Below are 15,855 nucleotides of genomic sequence, written 5' to 3'. Positions count from 1 at the left end.
CTGACCGCGCCGCTGGATGTCTTTGCGCAGTTGGGGACTCAGGCACTGGATAAATTGAAGTCCACACTGGATGCCTTTGTGCAGTTGGGCGTTCAGGGGCTGGATAAACTGACCGCGCCGCTGGATGTCTTTGCGCAGTTGGGAACGCAGGCGCTGGACAAGTTAAAGTCCACACTGGATGCCTTTGTGCAGCTAGGCGTTCAGGGACTGGATAAACTGACCGCGCCGCTGGAAATATTTACTCAGATTGGCGTCCAGGCGCTGGAAGAATTAAGAGCCAACCTGAATAAATTTGCGCAGGTGGGAATTCAGGCTATGGAGAATTTAAGAGATGGCTTGAAGGCATTTGCACAATTCGGCACCGAGGCTTTAGAAGCGCTAAGAGCCGCTATGGACTTTTTTGGCAAAACCGGGAAAAAGGTTTTTGGCTCATTGAATGAGGGTGCTGATTTACTCTCGAATAAAGGAGGTAAAGATACTTTTGGAAACCAAAGAAAAGGACTGGGAATATTAGGAAATATTGGACAGAAAATTTTTGGTGTTTTGGGTAGTGGCATAAATATTCTGGCAAGTGTTGGTGTAAAAGGCCTGTCTTTTTTAACTAGTACTTTCAGTGTATTAGGTAAAGCAATCATGGTTGTTGGTCGAGTCATGATGGCAAACCCAATTCTTGCCGTGATTGGTCTTATCGCCATGGCTGCTATTTATATTTGGCAGAATTGGGGATCATTGGGACCAAAATTCACCGCCTTGTGGGAAAGTGTCAAAAATGTCTGTAGCAATGCATGGCAGGGAATTAAAGACAGCGTCAGTAATGCATGGCAGGGTATTAAAAGCTATTTCATGGATGGTGGGTTAATCGGCATTATCTACCAAAACTGGGATACGATTAAACAAAGTGCTTCAGAAGTCTGGGAATCAGTTAAAAATAAAATAAGTGAAGTTTGGGGATCCGTTAAACAAAATACGCTGGAAATTTGGGAAAACGTCAAAAAATCAATTTCAGATAGATGGAATGAAATTGTTGCTAATGTTCAAGCTATTCCTGAGAAATTAAAAGCGGCTGGGTCAGCCATGATCGACAGTTTGCTAACGGGTATTCAAGAAAAATGGGAAAACCTGAAAAGTAAATTCGCCTCGATTATTGATTGGTTTAAATCATGGGGGGGCGACGAAGAGAAAAAAGAAGTCACGTTAAAACAAACAGAGGAAATTACCAAGAGCGAAACGGCTACGCAAGCGAAGCTGGTTGCTGCTCAATATGATAAAGGTGGCGTTATTCCGGCTGGAGAATTCGGTATCGTCGGTGAGCGTGGTCCAGAAATTATCAGCGGTTCAGCCAGTGTGATTAGCCGGAAAAATACGGCGAAATATGCTGCTGTTGGTGTGGCTCTCAGCTCAATGTCACTGCCGGTGGCGGCGCAGGATGCACCATTACATGCGCAGAGTTTACCTGCTCACGCTTATGAAGAAGTGCAGGCGAAACGGGAGCGGAGCCAGCCACAGCAATACAGTGGCGCTGCACCACAATATAACATCTATGTCTATGGCGCACAGGGACAATCCGCACAGGATATTGCCCGTGTCGTTAAGCAGGAATTGGAACAAAGGGAACGTATGCACCAAGCCCGTATGCGTAGCTCGTATTCTGATAGGGAGGAATTTTTCTCATGATGGCAGCACTGGGTTTATTTGTTTTTATGCTGAAAACAACGCCATACCAAAGTTTTCAACATAAACAAAGCTGGAGACATGCCTTTAATAGCCGTGTGGGAGCACGGCCAGCATGGCAATTCATTGGGTCAGATAATGATACGATCACGTTATCGGGAGAGCTTTATCCTGAACTGACAGGGGGTTCCCTTTCACTGACGGCATTAGAATTGATGGCAGATAGTGGGAAAGCCTGGTCTTTTATTGATGGCAGCGGTGTGATTTATGGCATGTTCATTATCGAAAGCATTGACAAGACAAAAACCGAATTTATGTCAGGCGGTGCAGCCAGAAAAATCAGTTTTACACTGACCTTGCGGCGTGTTGATAACAATTTGTTTGACATGTTAGGGGATTTACAAGATCAACTCGCTGATATGAAGGATAAGCTACCTAAATCACTGGATGCGTTTTCTGGTCTTAAAGATCAATCCATGAATAAAGTCAAGGGGGTCTTTTCATGATTGATTTTAAACAGTGGATGCCAAACACGAACTGGGTTCCCCAATTTGATCTGGCTACCGGAAAAGAGGGGGCGCCGGCTTTTCGATTGGAAACCAATAAAAAAGATGTTACTGGCAATATTCAGTCGCGTTTAATGTCTTTGACACTGACGGATAATCGTGGCCTGGAATCAGACCAGCTTGATCTTGAATTGGATGATGCCGATGGAAAACTGATATTTCCTTCCAGAGGCGATATTTTGACACTGGAATTAGGGTGGCACGGCCACCCTTTAACCCCAAAGGGAAAGTTTGTTGTTGATGAAATTGAACATAGTGGCGCCCCTGATAAGCTGACGGTTCGTGCTCGCAGTGCCGATTTTCGTGGTGATCTGAATGTTAAACGCGAAGCGTCTTACCATAAGCATACGTTAGAGAACATTGTTAGTACGATTGCCATGAGGAACCAACTGAAATTCCAAATGAGCCAGGAATTGAAAGGCATTTCCATGCATATTGATCAGACTAACGAATCTGATGTGAGCTTTTTAACACGGGTGGCAAAACAGGAAGGGGCAATCGCTTCAGTCAAAAATGGCGAATTGCTGTTTATCCGCCAAGGACAAAACAAGAGCGCGAGTGGTAGGGATATTCCTCTCGTCGTGATTACCCGTGAATTGGGGGATAGTCACCGGTTTTCTCTGTCTGATCGTGAAGCCTATACGGGCGTTGTCGCACAATGGTGGGATACACGTACTGCGTCTAAACAGACGGTAACCTATACCCGAAAAGCGTCAAAAAGCACAAAGGTTGGGGTTTCCGTACACTATGAGAGTAGTAAAAATAAATCTTCGGACAAAAATCATGCCCCAAAAAATGACAAATCTTCTCATCATGATGTTTTAAAACATAAAGATAAAAAAGCGCAAAAGAAGCTGAAAGAAAAAAATAAAAAGCCAGGTGCGGTTGATTTATCGAAAAAAGATCCGAACAAAAAGGGAAGGAAACGCTCTCCTTATGATAAGGGGGGAGATAAGGGGAGAAAATCAGGTAACAGCCATATCAGCAGAAGGAATGAAAGCCAGTTTTATCAGACACAGCAACAATCAGTGCTTGAGTCCCATGAAACAACGACTGAAACGGCGACTACCCAGAAAGAAGCCCAGCAATATTTGCAAGGGACAGAAGAAAATGTACTGACACTTTCCCGTGTATTCCATAACAAGGAAGAGGCAGAGCGTGGTGCTAAAGCGGTTTGGGAAAAGCTACAGAGAGGCGTGGCGCAATTTTCTATCACTTTGGCGAAAGGGCGTGCTGATATTTATCCCGAAACCCCGGTTCAGATTGAAGGATTTAAGCCAGAAATTGATGGAACTCATTGGACGATAGTTAAAGTCACCCACAATTTTAATGACAGCGGTTTTACAACTTCATTGGATCTCGAAGTTAAAATTGATGGGATCTAAATCAGTATCGGCAATAGTAAAATAAACGCTTGATCTCAATATGAGATCTTTGGTATATTGTTCACCAGACGAGACGGGTTATTTCGAGATAACGATTTCAGAAAGGTGAACAATATGATTAAGTGTCCTCTGTGTGGTCAATCAGCGCATACGCGTAGTAGCTTCGAGCATTCAAGCCAAACAAAGGAGCGCTATAACCAATGTCAGAATATCAATTGTGGAGCAACGTTCGTCAGCCATGAAACCTTTGTCCGTTTCATTTCAAAGCCAGGTGAAGTCGAGGGTGTTACGCCACATCCAAGGGCAAAAACCAAGAGACAACCTCGCCAGAAAGCGGCTGCCGCACAATAAATAACGCAAAAACCCTTGCTCCCATTTTTGCCACCGTTATGGTGGCTTTTTTGTGGATGTTGAATTGAAGTGGTTCTCTAATAGAGAACTTCTTGTGACGCCCACCCGTCAACAAAGCAGGCGTCAAAACCATTGGCTGGTTTACTTCTGGCTCTGATATTGCTCCTGCAAAATCCTTTGCATTTCATCTTTGATGTGTAGTTTTTCTTTTTTCAGGCGCACAACTTTATCGTTGTAGCCTGCGCCATTTGGGCCTTCAAGCTGGGCTATCTCGTGGTCAAGTCGGTTATGTTTTTCAAACAGGGATTGGAAGCGGGGATGAGATTCTTTCAGGTTGGACACTAAATCGCGATATTCTGGAAACATAAAACCTCCTATACGAAATTTACTATCACACTCAATGAGTGTAGCAGGCCATTGTAATACCAGATTTGAGAAATATCACACAAAAAAGAACTGGTAACACCTGTTCACTTTTGAATGATTAATAAAAGTTGACAGTGATGATAAGTGAAGAGATTTTTTATTATCTAATACCTTTTAAAATCAGTTCCTTGCCAAAAAACATAATTTACCCCAATTTTTTTATTGTTATTATTCAGTCTCCTTTTTCAATATATATAGAGGTGACTTATGAAAAAATATCTATTTCCTTTAGCAGCATTGATGGTATCGACTTCTGTTTTTGCGGACAAAAAACTTGAAGACATCGCCCCTTATCCTGCGCCTTCTGAGAAAATGGTTCGTAGTGTGATTGAATTGCCTCAGAAAGAACATGAAAACGACTATAAGGTTGAATTAGTGATTGGCAAGGATATGAAAGTGGATTGTAATCACCACTGGTTTGGCGGTAAGTTGGAAACTAAAACGCTGGAAGGATGGGGATATGATTATTATGTGCTAAATAATGTGACTGGCCCTGCTTCAACAAAAATGGCCTGTCCAAATAAAGAAGAAACAATACGTTTTGTCCAAGTTCAGTTAGGTAAAGAGGCTTTTGTGCGTTATAACAGCAAATTACCTATCGTCGTCTATACGCCAAAATCGATGACAGTAAAATATCGTATTTGGCAAGCCTCGGCTGAGGTAAAGAACTCAGAGATTAAATAAGTTATTGGTTAGGTAAATCAACAACCTGGGTTTTTATATTAAACTCAGGTTGTTGAAACGTGCATTTTTCCCCTTCGTATTGATAAAGTCGGTTTTCTTTATTTTTCTGCCGCTGATCCCTTGCCCATATTTAAAAATACTAACTAAACTAGTTTTAGATTTTTTTGCATGCATGCAAATATTATTGAGGAATCATAGAATGTTTAAAAAATTATCGGCGGAATTTTTGGGGACTTTTTGGTTGGTATTTGGTGGGTGTGGTAGTGCAGTTTTAGCTGCGGCATTTCCTCAGTTGGGGATTGGTTTTGTGGGAGTCTCTCTGGCGTTTGGTTTAACTGTAGTAACGATGGCCTATGCGGTAGGGCATATTTCAGGCGGGCATTTTAATCCGGCAGTCACATTGGGGTTGTTCGTCGGCGGGCGTATTTCTGCTAAAGATGTTATCCCTTATATTATTGCCCAAGTGATTGGGGGAATTGCGGCGGCGGCGGTGCTTTATCTTATCGCCAGCGGTAAAAGTGGTTTTGATGCAACGGCAAGTGGTTTCGCCTCTAATGGTTATGGCGAACATTCTCCTGGTGGTTTTTCATTACAAGCTGCAATTATTATTGAATTAGTATTGACCGGGTTTTTCTTGATTGTCATTCTTGGTTCAACCGATAAAAAAGCCCCGGCAGGTTTTGCGCCATTAGCTATCGGTTTATCATTGACATTGATCCATTTAATCAGTATTCCCGTCACAAATACATCGGTTAACCCGGCAAGAAGTACAGCGGTTGCTATTTTTCAAGGAACGTGGGCTTTGGAGCAACTTTGGGTATTTTGGTTGATTCCATTAATGGGTGGTGTTCTTGGTGGATTGATCTATCGAACACTGTTACAGAAAGATGATTCATCCGTTAATTAATATTTCCCTCATGTTGGCAAGCCATGTTATAGCATGGCTTTTTTTTACGCCTTTTTATGGTAAATTTATTCGCACTTCAATATTTCCTTAAAAGGCAGGGTGATGGAGAAAAATATAACATGGGAACGCGGCGAATATTGGATCACAACGGATAAGCGTAAAATGGATATCCATTTCGTACATAGTGAATTAACGCAATTATTTTGGGCACGTGGTGTTGAGTTTGAAAAAGTTAACACTGCGGTAGAAAATAGTCTATGTTTTGCCTTATTTCATCGTGATAAACCCATTGGGTTTGCAAGGCTAGTCACTGATTTTGCCATGTTTTCATATCTTTCAGATGTGTTTATTATCGATGAATATCAAAAGAAAGGGTTAGGGCGCTGGTTGATAGAGTGTGTTTTACAGCACCCAATCATTCCCCATGTAAAACGCATGATGTTGGTGACTTCTAATGCCAGTTGGCTTTATAAAAAATTGGGTTTTTCACCCGTGGTAGAGCAGGATTTTGTCTGGATGCTAGACAAAACGACAATATCCAAGGAACCTCAATAAAATACTGAGAAAGCAGGCGGCTATTATTGATATTTGGGTAATGCCGCCTGTGTTTTTATATCTATACCAATCGCCTTTCAAGATGAGTCTTATATCTCCCCGCGTAGCGGGGAGATATAAACACTCTCGTTGGTTTGCAAACGGCAACTTGAAGTTAGATTGGTATATTCATTAGGAAGAAAAATAAAGGCCATCATTGTTTGTTAATATTATTTTCTTTATGTAAATTGTAAATATCAGGCAATAAAGTGATTAAACCCATTAAAGCCATGAGTCCACCAATCCATAATGGCGCCCGCAATCCCCAGCCTAAATGAATACAAAATCCACCAAGAAAAGAACCGATGACAACACCAAGAGTAATCACGGAGGAATGAATAGTATTAACCAGTGGACGACCGTTCGCCGTTCGCATAACGCGTGTCACCATGGCTGGGTTCATGGTAACACCCACTAACCCGATACCGATTAGGGATAAGGCTGCAAGTAATTTTTTATCTGCAAATAAACCAAAGAGTAGGAGAAATAGGGTAAGAGAAATTAAACCCGTGGCTAAGGTTAGAATTGTATGGCGATCCGCCAGCTTGCCCACTACCGCATTGCCCACTATTGTGGCGGCACCATAGACAACCAGTAAACAGGTGATCATGTCATCGCTATAATTAGTGACCTCTTTTAAGATTGGGATGAAGTAAGTGAATGCTGCAAAAGTTGGACGTGGCTACCTCGAATCAAGCTGGTGGGTGTTTGCTTATTTTAGGCGTCGTTAACAATTCACAAGAAAATGAGGATGTTTACGCTTATCTTAAAACGATGCGCAAGAACACATTGGCATTGATCCAGAGTCGGATAGAAAAAGGGGTAAAAGAGGGTGAATTACCCAATAATATCCATATTGGAAAATTGTCATCATATTTTTTGGGGATTATGCAGGCTATTTCATTGCAGGCCCGTGATGGTGTGTCAAAAGAGGAGCTTATGGGCTTGATTGAACCGGCGATGGCGGCAATACCTTCTTGAATGAATAACTTAAGGCCAGAACATATGGCGACCTGATAAAGATGAATCCAAAGCGTGATTATTACAACCCACCCAATGTCGAATGATCTGTCCAACAATACCCTAATTGCGCGCTTCTTCTGGTTCCATCAGTCGTTTCGATCGGCTGATGGATCATAAAACGGGTATTGGGCAATGAGTCACTGGGTTCATGACTGATTTCCTGCAAAATGATCAATGGGTTATTCCCTTTTCTGCGAGTTGTTGATTGATTTTCCCTCAATGATGATAGGACGTGCTTGAATAAGCTGATTTCGAGTATATGAGGTGATTGCGACCTCTTTTTCGGGTTTATTGGTAAATTCGCCATGCATTATTTTTTATCTCGTAATAAATGTTGTTAGATATATAAATAATATGGCTTTAAAAAATAATATTTTCTAAGTTTTTTGAACTTTATTTGATTTTGGTAACATTATCAAAAAAATTGACTTATTTTTTTAAAAAATTTAATTTTTTTATAAAATTATAATGCTATATATTTATGTGTATGATTTTTATGGTTGTATTACATGTGTAATAAAAAATATAAAATAAAAAAACTCAGTGTATTTATAGTGAGGTTTGGTTGTATATTGTAATTTCCTGGCTGTAAGTTTTATTTCGATGTTTCTGTTTTTATATGTTCAAAAGCATGTGAGTTGATGTTTTATGCTCAGCAATATCGCTATATTGCCGATTGCATTAATTAGCCGTGATGTAAATGTAATAAATTAGGAATGAATTATGGAACGCCTTGATATAGAAAAAGTGTCTAATAAAATTCTACATGAATTATTGCAGTATCGACGTCGTTTTCCTGAATCTGAACAGACAATTCAATATGAGGAAACCCGGGTTTCAGAGGTTCAATTGCCACGTATCCGGGCATTTGTGGAACAGGGAAAACCTATTGAATGTATTTTGCCCGCCTTTCCGACAAAATCCCCAAATCCTAGAAAAGTATTGGGAAAAATACCGGATATGGCAGAAAAATTATCACTGATTTTTCTAAACTCTCTTTGTCAGCGTATTCAGCTTTATTATCCACCGGGGGCAAATATTGTTATTTGTTCTGATGGGCATGTGTTTAGTGATCTTATTCATGTCGATGATGAAACAATTAATCACTATCAATTAGAAATTGAAAAATTGTTGCATGAAGTGGGCGCAACTCATCTTTCTGTTTTTAATCTTGGTAACGTTGAATCACTCACGCAATATACCCATGATTACGATCAACTGCGTGAATTATTGGTCAGCCGTTATGCTTCTTCAATCGAGGAGATTAAGGAAGAACTCAAAAAAACCGAAGAGGGCGTTCAATTATATCGAGCGATTACGCGTTTTCTTTATGAAGATAGTTTATTACCAGAATATACCGGTTCGAAAAATGCGTTACAAAAAGATGCCCGCCAGCGTTCGGTGGGGGTTATTCAACGTAGCTGGGCGTGGGGTAATTTGCTGGCAGAGCAGTTTCCATTGGCGATCCGTCTCTCTATTCACCCACAGCCGGTGGACAGTATCAAAATAGGTATTCATATGATGCCAACCAGGGATGATTGGTTGACGCCGTGGCATGGTGTGGCAGCCAACATTAACGGTCAGTTTGTCCTGATGAAAGGCGATGAAGTGAAAAAGATGAATGGAAAACTGATCGAAATTCGAGGTGTTCCAAGCCATTACGTGATTGAAATGTCACCGGAAGAAATCCCGCAAACAGCATCCCAGACGGCGACAGCATAAGCAGAATAACCCAGTGGTCTAACGCATTTTGGAGAAAAAATGATGAATACGAATGAACTTGATTGTCGTATTGAGGAAATAAAACCTTTCGGCGTATTTATTACGCCCAATTACCCTGATCAGGATATTTCCACCCTGCCAGTTGATGCGTTGCGTAAACTGGCTCGTACTCACCTATTGGTTGTATTGCGTGGTTTTCAATCCGGTTTTACGGATAAAGAAAAATTGGCGGAATATTCAGGTCACTGGGGTGAAATTATGATGTGGCCATTTGGCGCGGTATTGGATGTGATGGAATCCCCCAAGCCGTCTGATCATGTTCTGGACAGCGGAAGTGTGCCGTTGCATTGGGATGGGATGTATCGCGAGACGATCCCGGAATTTCAGATATTTCACTGTGTTTCTGCTCCCGAAGCGGCTCAAGGAGGGCGCACTACCTTTGTGAACACGGAACAATTGGTTATTGATGCCAGTGATGATGAACGAAATAGATGGAAAAATACCCTCGTTACCTACCGCACAAGCCGAGTGACCCATTATGGCGGCGAAGTGGTTTCACCGTTGGTTTGCCTTCATCCCGACGGGGAAAAATGGGTGATGCGTTACAATGAGCCGATGGGAAAAGACGATGTGAAATATGCCGATCATCACGCTTTGGCGATCGAGGGCATATCACAGGAAGCGCAACAAGCCTTAGAGAAAACATTGTATAACCGGTTATATGATCCGCGTTATTTCTACGCCCATCAATGGCAGTCGGGTGATATTGCAATTTGCGATAATTTTACGTTATTACATGGGCGTGAAGCGTTTATTTCACGTTCTCCTCGCCATATTCAACGGGTACATATCCACGGCACACCGGTGTGTCACAATCACCATTTCCGTACCATTTCTGTTCCCGGTTCCGATAGAGATTGAGCCGAGTTGCCTTTAAAGAGGGTTTAATGAATGTCGCGTATTGTCTTAGCTGCTGTTGCAACGCCAGGTCATGTTTTTCCAATATTCACTATTGCGGAACATTTAATCGGACAGGGGCATGATGTCACCCTATTCAGCGGCTCTTTGTTCCGACAACAAGCGGAAGCATTGGGAGCCACTTTTGTTCCCTTTGATAAACAGGTGGATGTTGATTACCGCTATCTGGAAACCTATTTTCCCGAACGGGCGGAACATCCACCGGGAAATATCCAGATGGGGTTATCGTTAAGGCGATTTTTTGCCGAACCTATTCCTGTGTTGTCGCAGCAATTGATGCAAGTCATTGAAGAACAGCAAGCTGAACTGCTGTTTATCGATAATACCTTTTATGCCGCGCTGCCACTTTTGCAAAAACCGGCTGAAAACCGGATCCCGGTTATTGCGATTGGTGTTTCTCCGTTGTCATGGTCATCCAAGGATGCCATATTCTGGGGAGCCAGGCTCCCGCCTGAATTATTACCCGCGGATTTAACCCGCGAGCAATTAGTGGATGAGGAAACGCAGCAATTAATTGAACAGGTTAGGGACGCATTCAACCAGTCGCTGGCTGTCGTGGATTGCCCCCCACTGACAGGGGATCACAATGATGTCCTGATGAGCGGCGTTGATCGTTTTCTACAACTGGCCACCCAGTCATTTGAATTTCCTCGTGATAATTTACCTGAGACGGTGGATTTTATCGGATCGCTGCCGGTGAAAGTGAAAGAGGATAAAACGCAAATTCATTGGCCGGATGAAAGCCTGCCGTTGATTCTGGTGACGCAGGGGACACTGGCGAATATTGATTTTAACCAATTGATATTACCCACATTACGTGCGTTGGCAACGTTGCCGGTTCGGGTAGTGGCGATCACCGGTGGTCGTGCGGTTGAGGGTTTGGGGGAAGTGATCCCCGAAAATGCCAGGGTAGTGGAGTATCTCAATTTTGAACACTGGCTCCCACAAGCCGCCATTTTTATTACCAATGGGGGTTATGGTTCACTGAATTCCGCCATTCGTCACGGTGTACCTTTGGTGGTTGCGGGAACCGGAGATGGCAAACTGGAAGCCGTTGCCCGTGTTATCTGGTCACGTTGTGGCATCAGCTTGCATACGGATACCCCCAGTGAGCAGCAACTCTATAAGGCGGTGACAACAATATTATCTTCCCCGATATGGCGCCAGCAGTCACAGATTATTAAGGCAGATTATGATGCCCATAACGCTTTGGCAGCAATAACGCGTCACGTTAATGAACTGATTGCTGAATAGATATTCGGTCACAGATAAGGCGATAAAATAGAACGCGGTATGTTTTTTTACCGCGTTTTTTTATGACTAGGCTTTTTCCCGCACGCCTTCAACAGAAATGATAAGTTCGACTTCCTGAGATTTTGGTCCCAGATCGGCTTTGATATTAAAGTCTTTTAATTTGAGTTTACCTGTCGCCTCAAAACCGGCGCGATATCCCCCCCACGGGTCGTTTCCTGCATTGATCAATTTGGCATCCAGGGTGACTGGCTTGGTCACACCATTTAATGTGAGATTGCCGGTAATAAAGTAATGTTCACCTTCTTTTTTAACATTCGTTGAGGTGAATTTAGCTTCAGGATATTGCTTACTGTTTAAAAAATCAGAGCCACGTAAATGTTTATCCCGTTCGGCATGTTTGGTGTCTACGCTATCGGTTTTGATAACGACACTCACCTTATCGTTTGCCGGATTTTGGGGATCAAACGTAAAGCGGCCATCAAAATCCCGAAAACCCCCATAAAGCCAGCTAAATCCTAAATGCTGAATACGGAATTCAATAAAGGCATGTTGGCCTATTTTGTCGAACTTATAATCAGCAGCGAGTGCATTTCCGGTACTCATTAGCCATCCCCCAACCGTCAGGGCGACTAGCGTCTTTTTCAGCATAATGTTCCTCCAAGGCTATTTTAATTTGGTTTGTAACCAAGCATTCTTTTTAGGGTGATATCACGATCAATAAAGTGATGTTTCAATGCAGCCAGCCCGTGTAATAGGGAAAGCACTACAATAATCCAGGCAAGATAAAGATGAATAACGCCCGCCGTATCAGCCTGTATTCCTTGTCCAGCCAGGGTTGCGGGAATATCAAACCAACCAAAAATGCTGACAGGCTGCCCCTCGGCGGTGGAAATAAGATATCCGGTAAAGAGAAGGCCAAATAAGGCGAGATAAAGAGTGAATTGCATCAGTTGGGAACTTATGCGTATAAAATGACGATGGTTGACTAAAGGTTTTGGGGGTGGGGAAATAAATCGCCAGATTACCCTAATCACCATAATAATAAATAATAAACTGCCTATGCTTTTATGAATTTCTGGAGCACGATGATACCAAGTGTCGTAATAACTTAATGTTACCATCCATAATCCCAGTGCAAACATGCCATAAACAGTTAATGCCACCAGCCAATGAATGAAAATAGAAATATGACCAAAGTGGGTGGCCGTGTTCTTGAATGACATATTATATCCTTATTTTTAAGATAAAGACGTTACTGTAATATAGATGAGCGTTCTTAAAGTGCATAGTGAATTAATTTCTTTATCTGAGGTGTTATTTTTTTATAAGGTTTTATTTTAGCAAGAAAATATAATTCGCTTGTGTAATCACGCTATTTTATCATTACAGAGAGAAAAACGATGTATACCCTATGGATTTCAAGATGCAGCGCGGCGGCAAGGGAATGAACCCCCAGGAGCATAGATAACTCTGTGACTGGGGTGAATGAGCGCAGCCAACAAAGCGGCAACTTGAAAGACGACGGGTATATACATTGTGGAATATCTTGCCGAGGATCATGCCCAAGTTTGGCCATCCGATAAAACAGCCAGAGCATGGGCGAGAAGTGCCACAGCGGAAATGCACTCTGGTTTTACGGCCTTACGCCAGCTTTGTACGATGGACTTAACCCGATTATCTGGATAAAAAAAAGCTCCGTGTAGGAACGGAGCGGGAATGGGTAAAAGTAGCTGGGAAAATGTAGTACGGAGGTATAATAACCCTCCTATATTAAATGCAGGTTAAACAAAAGAGGGTTTGCACAAAAAATCTCACTCCTTAAGAATACCATTGATTTTACTCTGTTTATTTCACCTTTGAAGTTTATCTCCGACAGTATAATCAGGATTTTTAACCGTTTTATTGACAATGGATAGTTAGGATGAAAAACGCAATTGCAGGTTCGGCTCTGGCGATAAGTTTACTCTTGGTTTGCTCATTGGCACAGGCGGGATCTCAACCTATTTCTATAGGATATGCACACATCACATTACAGGAAAAAAAAGCATTAAAGGAAGTCACGCTAAATTACCGTTATGCGCTTAATAATGCGTGGGGAATATTGTCTTCGTTCAGCTTCGCTGAAGGCGATGGCAAAGAGAGTGAAGAGGATCACAAGGTGGAATTTAAATGCTATTCACCGGTGATTGGCCCTGTTTACCGTATCAATGAGTATATTAGTCCGTATGGACAAGCGGATATTGGGAAAGTGGCGAATACCTGGTATGGCTGAGATCGATAACATCGATTAATGTTCATCAACAGAGCCATACCAAATATTAACTGGGTTCATTGGGTGATCCTTCATCCATGGCTTAATGGGAAATGGCGTCTCGAATGGCTTCCAATGAAGCCGGGTTTTCAATCAGGGCGATATCGCTTGGCTCACGTCCTTCACAGATGGCCTGCATGGTACGGCGTAACATTTTTCCTGAACGGGTTTTCGGTAATTGTGCCACAAAATAGACCCGTGCCGGCCGCCCAACGCTGCCGATTTTTTTATCCACCAATGCCATCAACGCCTTTTCCAATATGGCAAAATGGTCAGCATTCTGGATCTCCCGCCCCTCTTTGAGGACAGCAAAAGCCACCGCGGTTTGCCCCTTGACTTCATCTTTGACACCAATGACAGCAACTTCGGCGACATCTTCGTGGCTGGCAATACACTCTTCAATCTCGCGCGTCCCCAGACGGTGGCCGGAAACGTTAATCACGTCATCCGAACGCCCCAGAATAAAATAGTAACCGTCGCTGTCACGGATACCCCAGTCAAAAGTCGAATAGACTGGCTGATCAAAGTGCTTCCAATAGGTATTGATAAAACGGCTGTCGTCGCCATAAATCGTCTGGATACAACCCGGCGGTAAAGGGCCTTTGATGACCAGCATCCCTTTTTCATTATCACCGCATTCCTGGCCCGTCAGTTCGTTGAACAGTTTGACGTTAAAACCGTACATGGGAAAACCCGTGCTCCCAAAGCGGCTTGGCCTGTCATCCCGGCTGCGTGCAATCGCCATAATCGGCCAGCCGGTTTCTGTTTGCCAGTAATTATCAATCACCGGCACATGGAGGGTTTCGGCAATCCAGCGGGCAGTGTGTTCATCAAGGGGTTCTCCGGCTAAATAGAGCGTTTCAAGCGATGAGATATCGTATTTAGCGATGCAATCCGTCGGGTATTTTTTCAAAACACGGATGGCTGTCGGGGCAGAAAACATTCGGGTGACGTGATATTTTTCGACAATGCGCCACCAAATGCCGGCATCCGGGCGGATCGGCAGCCCTTCGTACATGATGGTGGCCATGCCGGCAATCAAGGGGGCATAGACAATATAAGAGTGCCCGACAACCCAGCCTATATCCGATGTACAGAAAAAAACACCCCCGGCTTTACCACCAAAAATAACGTCCATGGATGTTGCCAGCGCCACGGCATAACCGCCGACATCGCGCTGGACACCTTTCGGTGTTCCGGTTGTGCCGGATGTATAGAGTACACAAGAAGTTTCATTGGATTCGAGCCAGGTGACGGGAACTTCCGCGGCAAAATGCGCCTGCCGTAATGTGGCGAAATCCACATCCCGGCCGCCCACCCAATGGATGTCGGACAGCCCGCGATCCACCATTAAAACATGGCGGGGTGTATGCGTGGCTAATTCAATCGCTTCATCCAACAAGGGCTTATAGGGAATGATTTTGCCCCCACGTGAGCCGGCATCGGCGGAGACAACTAAAACCGGTTTGGCATTATCCAATCGAGTGGCGAGACTGTGGGACGCGAACCCGCCAAAGACGACTGAATGGATGGCACCAATGCGGGCACAGGCCAGTAGAATAAACAGGGCTTCGGCCACCATTGGCATATAAACCACGACGCGATCGCCTTTCCCCACACCGAGTGACAGCAGGATAGCGGCGGCTCGATTGACCTCCTGATGTAACTCTTTATAGGTGAAAACCCGTTCGTTATTTGTTTTCGTTTCCGTTGAAATGGCAATCAGCGCCCTGGCATCGGGTTGGCTTTCCAGCCAGCGATCCAGTGCGTTGTAGCAGAGGTTAGTTTTTCCTCCACAAAACCAACGGGCAAAAGGAGGATTGCGATGATCTAACGTCTGTTCAAAAGGTTGCTGCCAGTGTATGCGTTGAGCCTGCTCAGCCCAAAAAGCATTGGGATCATCAATGGAGTGCTGATAAAAATCCTGGAATGACATAATCTCTCCTACTGATATGCAGATGAGAGGCGGCATCTAAGACCAGA

18 protein-coding genes and 1 pseudogene are annotated in these 15,855 nt (G+C 43.4%); 13 read left to right on the top strand and 6 right to left on the bottom strand.

Annotated features, from left to right (window positions below; all coding sequences use genetic code 11):
* From Xkoz_RS15780 to Xkoz_RS15765, 4 genes are all read left to right on the top strand, one after another.
* On the top strand, window positions 1–1,674 hold a 1,674-nt coding region (locus Xkoz_RS15780), incomplete at its 5' end, for a phage tail protein (protein WP_479688400.1).
* Window positions 1,671–2,177 carry a phage tail protein gene (locus Xkoz_RS15775; RefSeq protein WP_099143018.1) on the top strand — a complete coding sequence of 169 codons (507 nt, stop codon included), beginning with the start codon at window positions 1,671–1,673 and terminating at the stop codon, window positions 2,175–2,177. The genes Xkoz_RS15780 and Xkoz_RS15775, both read left to right, overlap by 4 nt.
* Entirely contained in the window at window positions 2,174–3,622 is a 1,449-nt protein-coding gene (locus tag Xkoz_RS15770) for a phage late control D family protein (protein WP_099143017.1), read from the top strand. Before Xkoz_RS15775 ends, Xkoz_RS15770 begins: the two co-directional genes overlap by 4 nt.
* A 114-nt stretch (window positions 3,623–3,736) precedes the next feature.
* Complete coding sequence (locus tag Xkoz_RS15765; RefSeq protein WP_099143016.1) at window positions 3,737–3,973, top strand: ogr/Delta-like zinc finger family protein; 237 nt, start codon at window positions 3,737–3,739, stop codon at window positions 3,971–3,973.
* Between the two features lie 141 nt (window positions 3,974–4,114).
* Here the strand turns inward: Xkoz_RS15765 and Xkoz_RS15760 are convergent, their stop codons facing one another.
* Window positions 4,115–4,339 (bottom strand): HP1242/YdcH family protein, encoded by a 225-nt coding sequence (locus Xkoz_RS15760; RefSeq protein ID WP_099143015.1) that lies wholly within the window; start codon window positions 4,337–4,339, stop codon window positions 4,115–4,117.
* A 267-nt stretch (window positions 4,340–4,606) separates the two neighbouring features.
* Here Xkoz_RS15760 and eco point away from each other — a divergent pair, with 267 nt between their 5' ends.
* The 3 genes from eco to Xkoz_RS15745 all read left to right on the top strand — a co-directional run bounded on the left by eco (window position 4,607) and on the right by Xkoz_RS15745 (window position 6,545).
* A complete protein-coding gene (eco, locus tag Xkoz_RS15755) occupies window positions 4,607–5,083 on the top strand; it encodes a serine protease inhibitor ecotin (protein ID WP_099143014.1) in 477 nt (158 codons plus the stop codon).
* Window positions 5,084–5,282: 199 nt separating this feature from the next.
* On the top strand, window positions 5,283–5,990 hold the full coding sequence (gene aqpZ, locus Xkoz_RS15750) for an aquaporin Z (RefSeq protein ID WP_099143013.1): 708 nt from the start codon (window positions 5,283–5,285) through the stop codon (window positions 5,988–5,990).
* A gap of 102 nt (window positions 5,991–6,092) precedes the next feature.
* Window positions 6,093–6,545 carry a GNAT family N-acetyltransferase gene (locus tag Xkoz_RS15745; protein WP_099143012.1) on the top strand — a complete coding sequence of 151 codons (453 nt, stop codon included), beginning with the start codon at window positions 6,093–6,095 and terminating at the stop codon, window positions 6,543–6,545.
* 193 nt (window positions 6,546–6,738) lie between these two features.
* On the opposite strand, the gene Xkoz_RS15740 is transcribed toward Xkoz_RS15745, so the two are convergent.
* Window positions 6,739–7,194: an MFS transporter gene (locus tag Xkoz_RS15740; protein WP_244183492.1), complete on the bottom strand. Its 456-nt coding sequence runs from the start codon at window positions 7,192–7,194 to the stop codon at window positions 6,739–6,741.
* 50 nt (window positions 7,195–7,244) lie between these two features.
* Here Xkoz_RS15740 and Xkoz_RS15735 point away from each other — a divergent pair, with 50 nt between their 5' ends.
* Window positions 7,245–7,565: a TetR family transcriptional regulator C-terminal domain-containing protein gene (locus Xkoz_RS15735; RefSeq protein WP_099143010.1), complete on the top strand. Its 321-nt coding sequence runs from the start codon at window positions 7,245–7,247 to the stop codon at window positions 7,563–7,565.
* A 61-nt stretch (window positions 7,566–7,626) separates the two neighbouring features.
* Here the strand turns inward: Xkoz_RS15735 and Xkoz_RS20900 are convergent, their stop codons facing one another.
* Window positions 7,627–7,782 carry a hypothetical protein gene (locus Xkoz_RS20900; protein WP_167386608.1) on the bottom strand — a complete coding sequence of 52 codons (156 nt, stop codon included), beginning with the start codon at window positions 7,780–7,782 and terminating at the stop codon, window positions 7,627–7,629.
* 548 nt (window positions 7,783–8,330) lie between these two features.
* Here Xkoz_RS20900 and pvcA point away from each other — a divergent pair.
* From pvcA to Xkoz_RS15720, 3 genes are read left to right on the top strand one after another with little or no spacing between them, the layout of a single operon-like run.
* Window positions 8,331–9,329: an L-tyrosine isonitrile synthase gene (gene pvcA, locus Xkoz_RS15730; RefSeq protein ID WP_099143009.1), complete on the top strand. Its 999-nt coding sequence runs from the start codon at window positions 8,331–8,333 to the stop codon at window positions 9,327–9,329.
* Between the two features lie 42 nt (window positions 9,330–9,371).
* The gene (pvcB, locus tag Xkoz_RS15725) at window positions 9,372–10,250 is read left to right on the top strand and encodes a tyrosine isonitrile desaturase/decarboxylase (protein ID WP_099143022.1); all 879 of its coding nucleotides are present in this window, start codon (window positions 9,372–9,374) and stop codon (window positions 10,248–10,250) included.
* 30 nt (window positions 10,251–10,280) lie between these two features.
* Entirely contained in the window at window positions 10,281–11,561 is a 1,281-nt protein-coding gene (locus Xkoz_RS15720; RefSeq protein ID WP_099143008.1) for a rhabduscin glycosyltransferase, read from the top strand.
* 66 nt (window positions 11,562–11,627) lie between these two features.
* On the opposite strand, the gene Xkoz_RS15715 is transcribed toward Xkoz_RS15720, so the two are convergent.
* A complete protein-coding gene (locus Xkoz_RS15715) occupies window positions 11,628–12,209 on the bottom strand; it encodes a YceI family protein (RefSeq protein WP_099143007.1) in 582 nt (193 codons plus the stop codon).
* A gap of 20 nt (window positions 12,210–12,229) precedes the next feature.
* On the bottom strand, window positions 12,230–12,784 hold the full coding sequence (locus Xkoz_RS15710; RefSeq protein WP_099143006.1) for a cytochrome b: 555 nt from the start codon (window positions 12,782–12,784) through the stop codon (window positions 12,230–12,232).
* A gap of 310 nt (window positions 12,785–13,094) precedes the next feature.
* Between Xkoz_RS15710 and Xkoz_RS15705 the strand changes: the two are divergent.
* A pseudogene (locus Xkoz_RS15705) lies at window positions 13,095–13,232 on the top strand (glutathione S-transferase); the annotation flags it as partial.
* Window positions 13,233–13,482: 250 nt separating this feature from the next.
* Window positions 13,483–13,833, top strand: coding sequence for an Ail/Lom family outer membrane beta-barrel protein (locus Xkoz_RS15700; RefSeq protein WP_099143005.1), 351 nt, complete (start codon window positions 13,483–13,485; stop codon window positions 13,831–13,833).
* Window positions 13,834–13,915: 82 nt separating this feature from the next.
* Here the strand turns inward: Xkoz_RS15700 and Xkoz_RS15695 are convergent, their stop codons facing one another.
* Window positions 13,916–15,808 (bottom strand): propionate--CoA ligase, encoded by a 1,893-nt coding sequence (locus Xkoz_RS15695; protein ID WP_099143004.1) that lies wholly within the window; start codon window positions 15,806–15,808, stop codon window positions 13,916–13,918.
* Between the last annotated feature and the right edge of the window lie 47 nt (window positions 15,809–15,855).

The sequence above is a fragment of the Xenorhabdus kozodoii genome (genome assembly GCF_002632875.1).
In the GTDB taxonomy this organism is placed as follows: Bacteria; Pseudomonadota; Gammaproteobacteria; order Enterobacterales; family Enterobacteriaceae; genus Xenorhabdus; species Xenorhabdus kozodoii.
This window is presented reverse-complemented; position numbering and strand designations above follow the sequence as displayed.

Excerpts from the sequence above, each read along its gene's own strand:
- Xkoz_RS15775 (WP_099143018.1), top strand. The coding sequence starts at position 1,671 with ATGATGGCAGCACTGGGTTTATTTGTTTTTATGCTGAAAACAACGCCA.
- Xkoz_RS15770 (WP_099143017.1), top strand. The coding sequence starts at position 2,174 with ATGATTGATTTTAAACAGTGGATGCCAAACACGAACTGGGTTCCCCAA.
- Xkoz_RS15765 (WP_099143016.1), top strand. The coding sequence starts at position 3,737 with ATGATTAAGTGTCCTCTGTGTGGTCAATCAGCGCATACGCGTAGTAGC.
- Xkoz_RS15760 (WP_099143015.1), bottom strand. The coding sequence starts at position 4,339 with ATGTTTCCAGAATATCGCGATTTAGTGTCCAACCTGAAAGAATCTCAT.
- eco (WP_099143014.1), top strand. The coding sequence starts at position 4,607 with ATGAAAAAATATCTATTTCCTTTAGCAGCATTGATGGTATCGACTTCT.
- aqpZ (WP_099143013.1), top strand. The coding sequence starts at position 5,283 with ATGTTTAAAAAATTATCGGCGGAATTTTTGGGGACTTTTTGGTTGGTA.
- Xkoz_RS15745 (WP_099143012.1), top strand. The coding sequence starts at position 6,093 with ATGGAGAAAAATATAACATGGGAACGCGGCGAATATTGGATCACAACG.
- Xkoz_RS15740 (WP_244183492.1), bottom strand. The coding sequence starts at position 7,194 with ATGATCACCTGTTTACTGGTTGTCTATGGTGCCGCCACAATAGTGGGC.
- Xkoz_RS15735 (WP_099143010.1), top strand. The coding sequence starts at position 7,245 with ATGCTGCAAAAGTTGGACGTGGCTACCTCGAATCAAGCTGGTGGGTGT.
- pvcA (WP_099143009.1), top strand. The coding sequence starts at position 8,331 with ATGGAACGCCTTGATATAGAAAAAGTGTCTAATAAAATTCTACATGAA.
- pvcB (WP_099143022.1), top strand. The coding sequence starts at position 9,372 with ATGAATACGAATGAACTTGATTGTCGTATTGAGGAAATAAAACCTTTC.
- Xkoz_RS15720 (WP_099143008.1), top strand. The coding sequence starts at position 10,281 with ATGTCGCGTATTGTCTTAGCTGCTGTTGCAACGCCAGGTCATGTTTTT.
- Xkoz_RS15715 (WP_099143007.1), bottom strand. The coding sequence starts at position 12,209 with ATGCTGAAAAAGACGCTAGTCGCCCTGACGGTTGGGGGATGGCTAATG.
- Xkoz_RS15710 (WP_099143006.1), bottom strand. The coding sequence starts at position 12,784 with ATGTCATTCAAGAACACGGCCACCCACTTTGGTCATATTTCTATTTTC.
- Xkoz_RS15700 (WP_099143005.1), top strand. The coding sequence starts at position 13,483 with ATGAAAAACGCAATTGCAGGTTCGGCTCTGGCGATAAGTTTACTCTTG.
- Xkoz_RS15695 (WP_099143004.1), bottom strand. The coding sequence starts at position 15,808 with ATGTCATTCCAGGATTTTTATCAGCACTCCATTGATGATCCCAATGCT.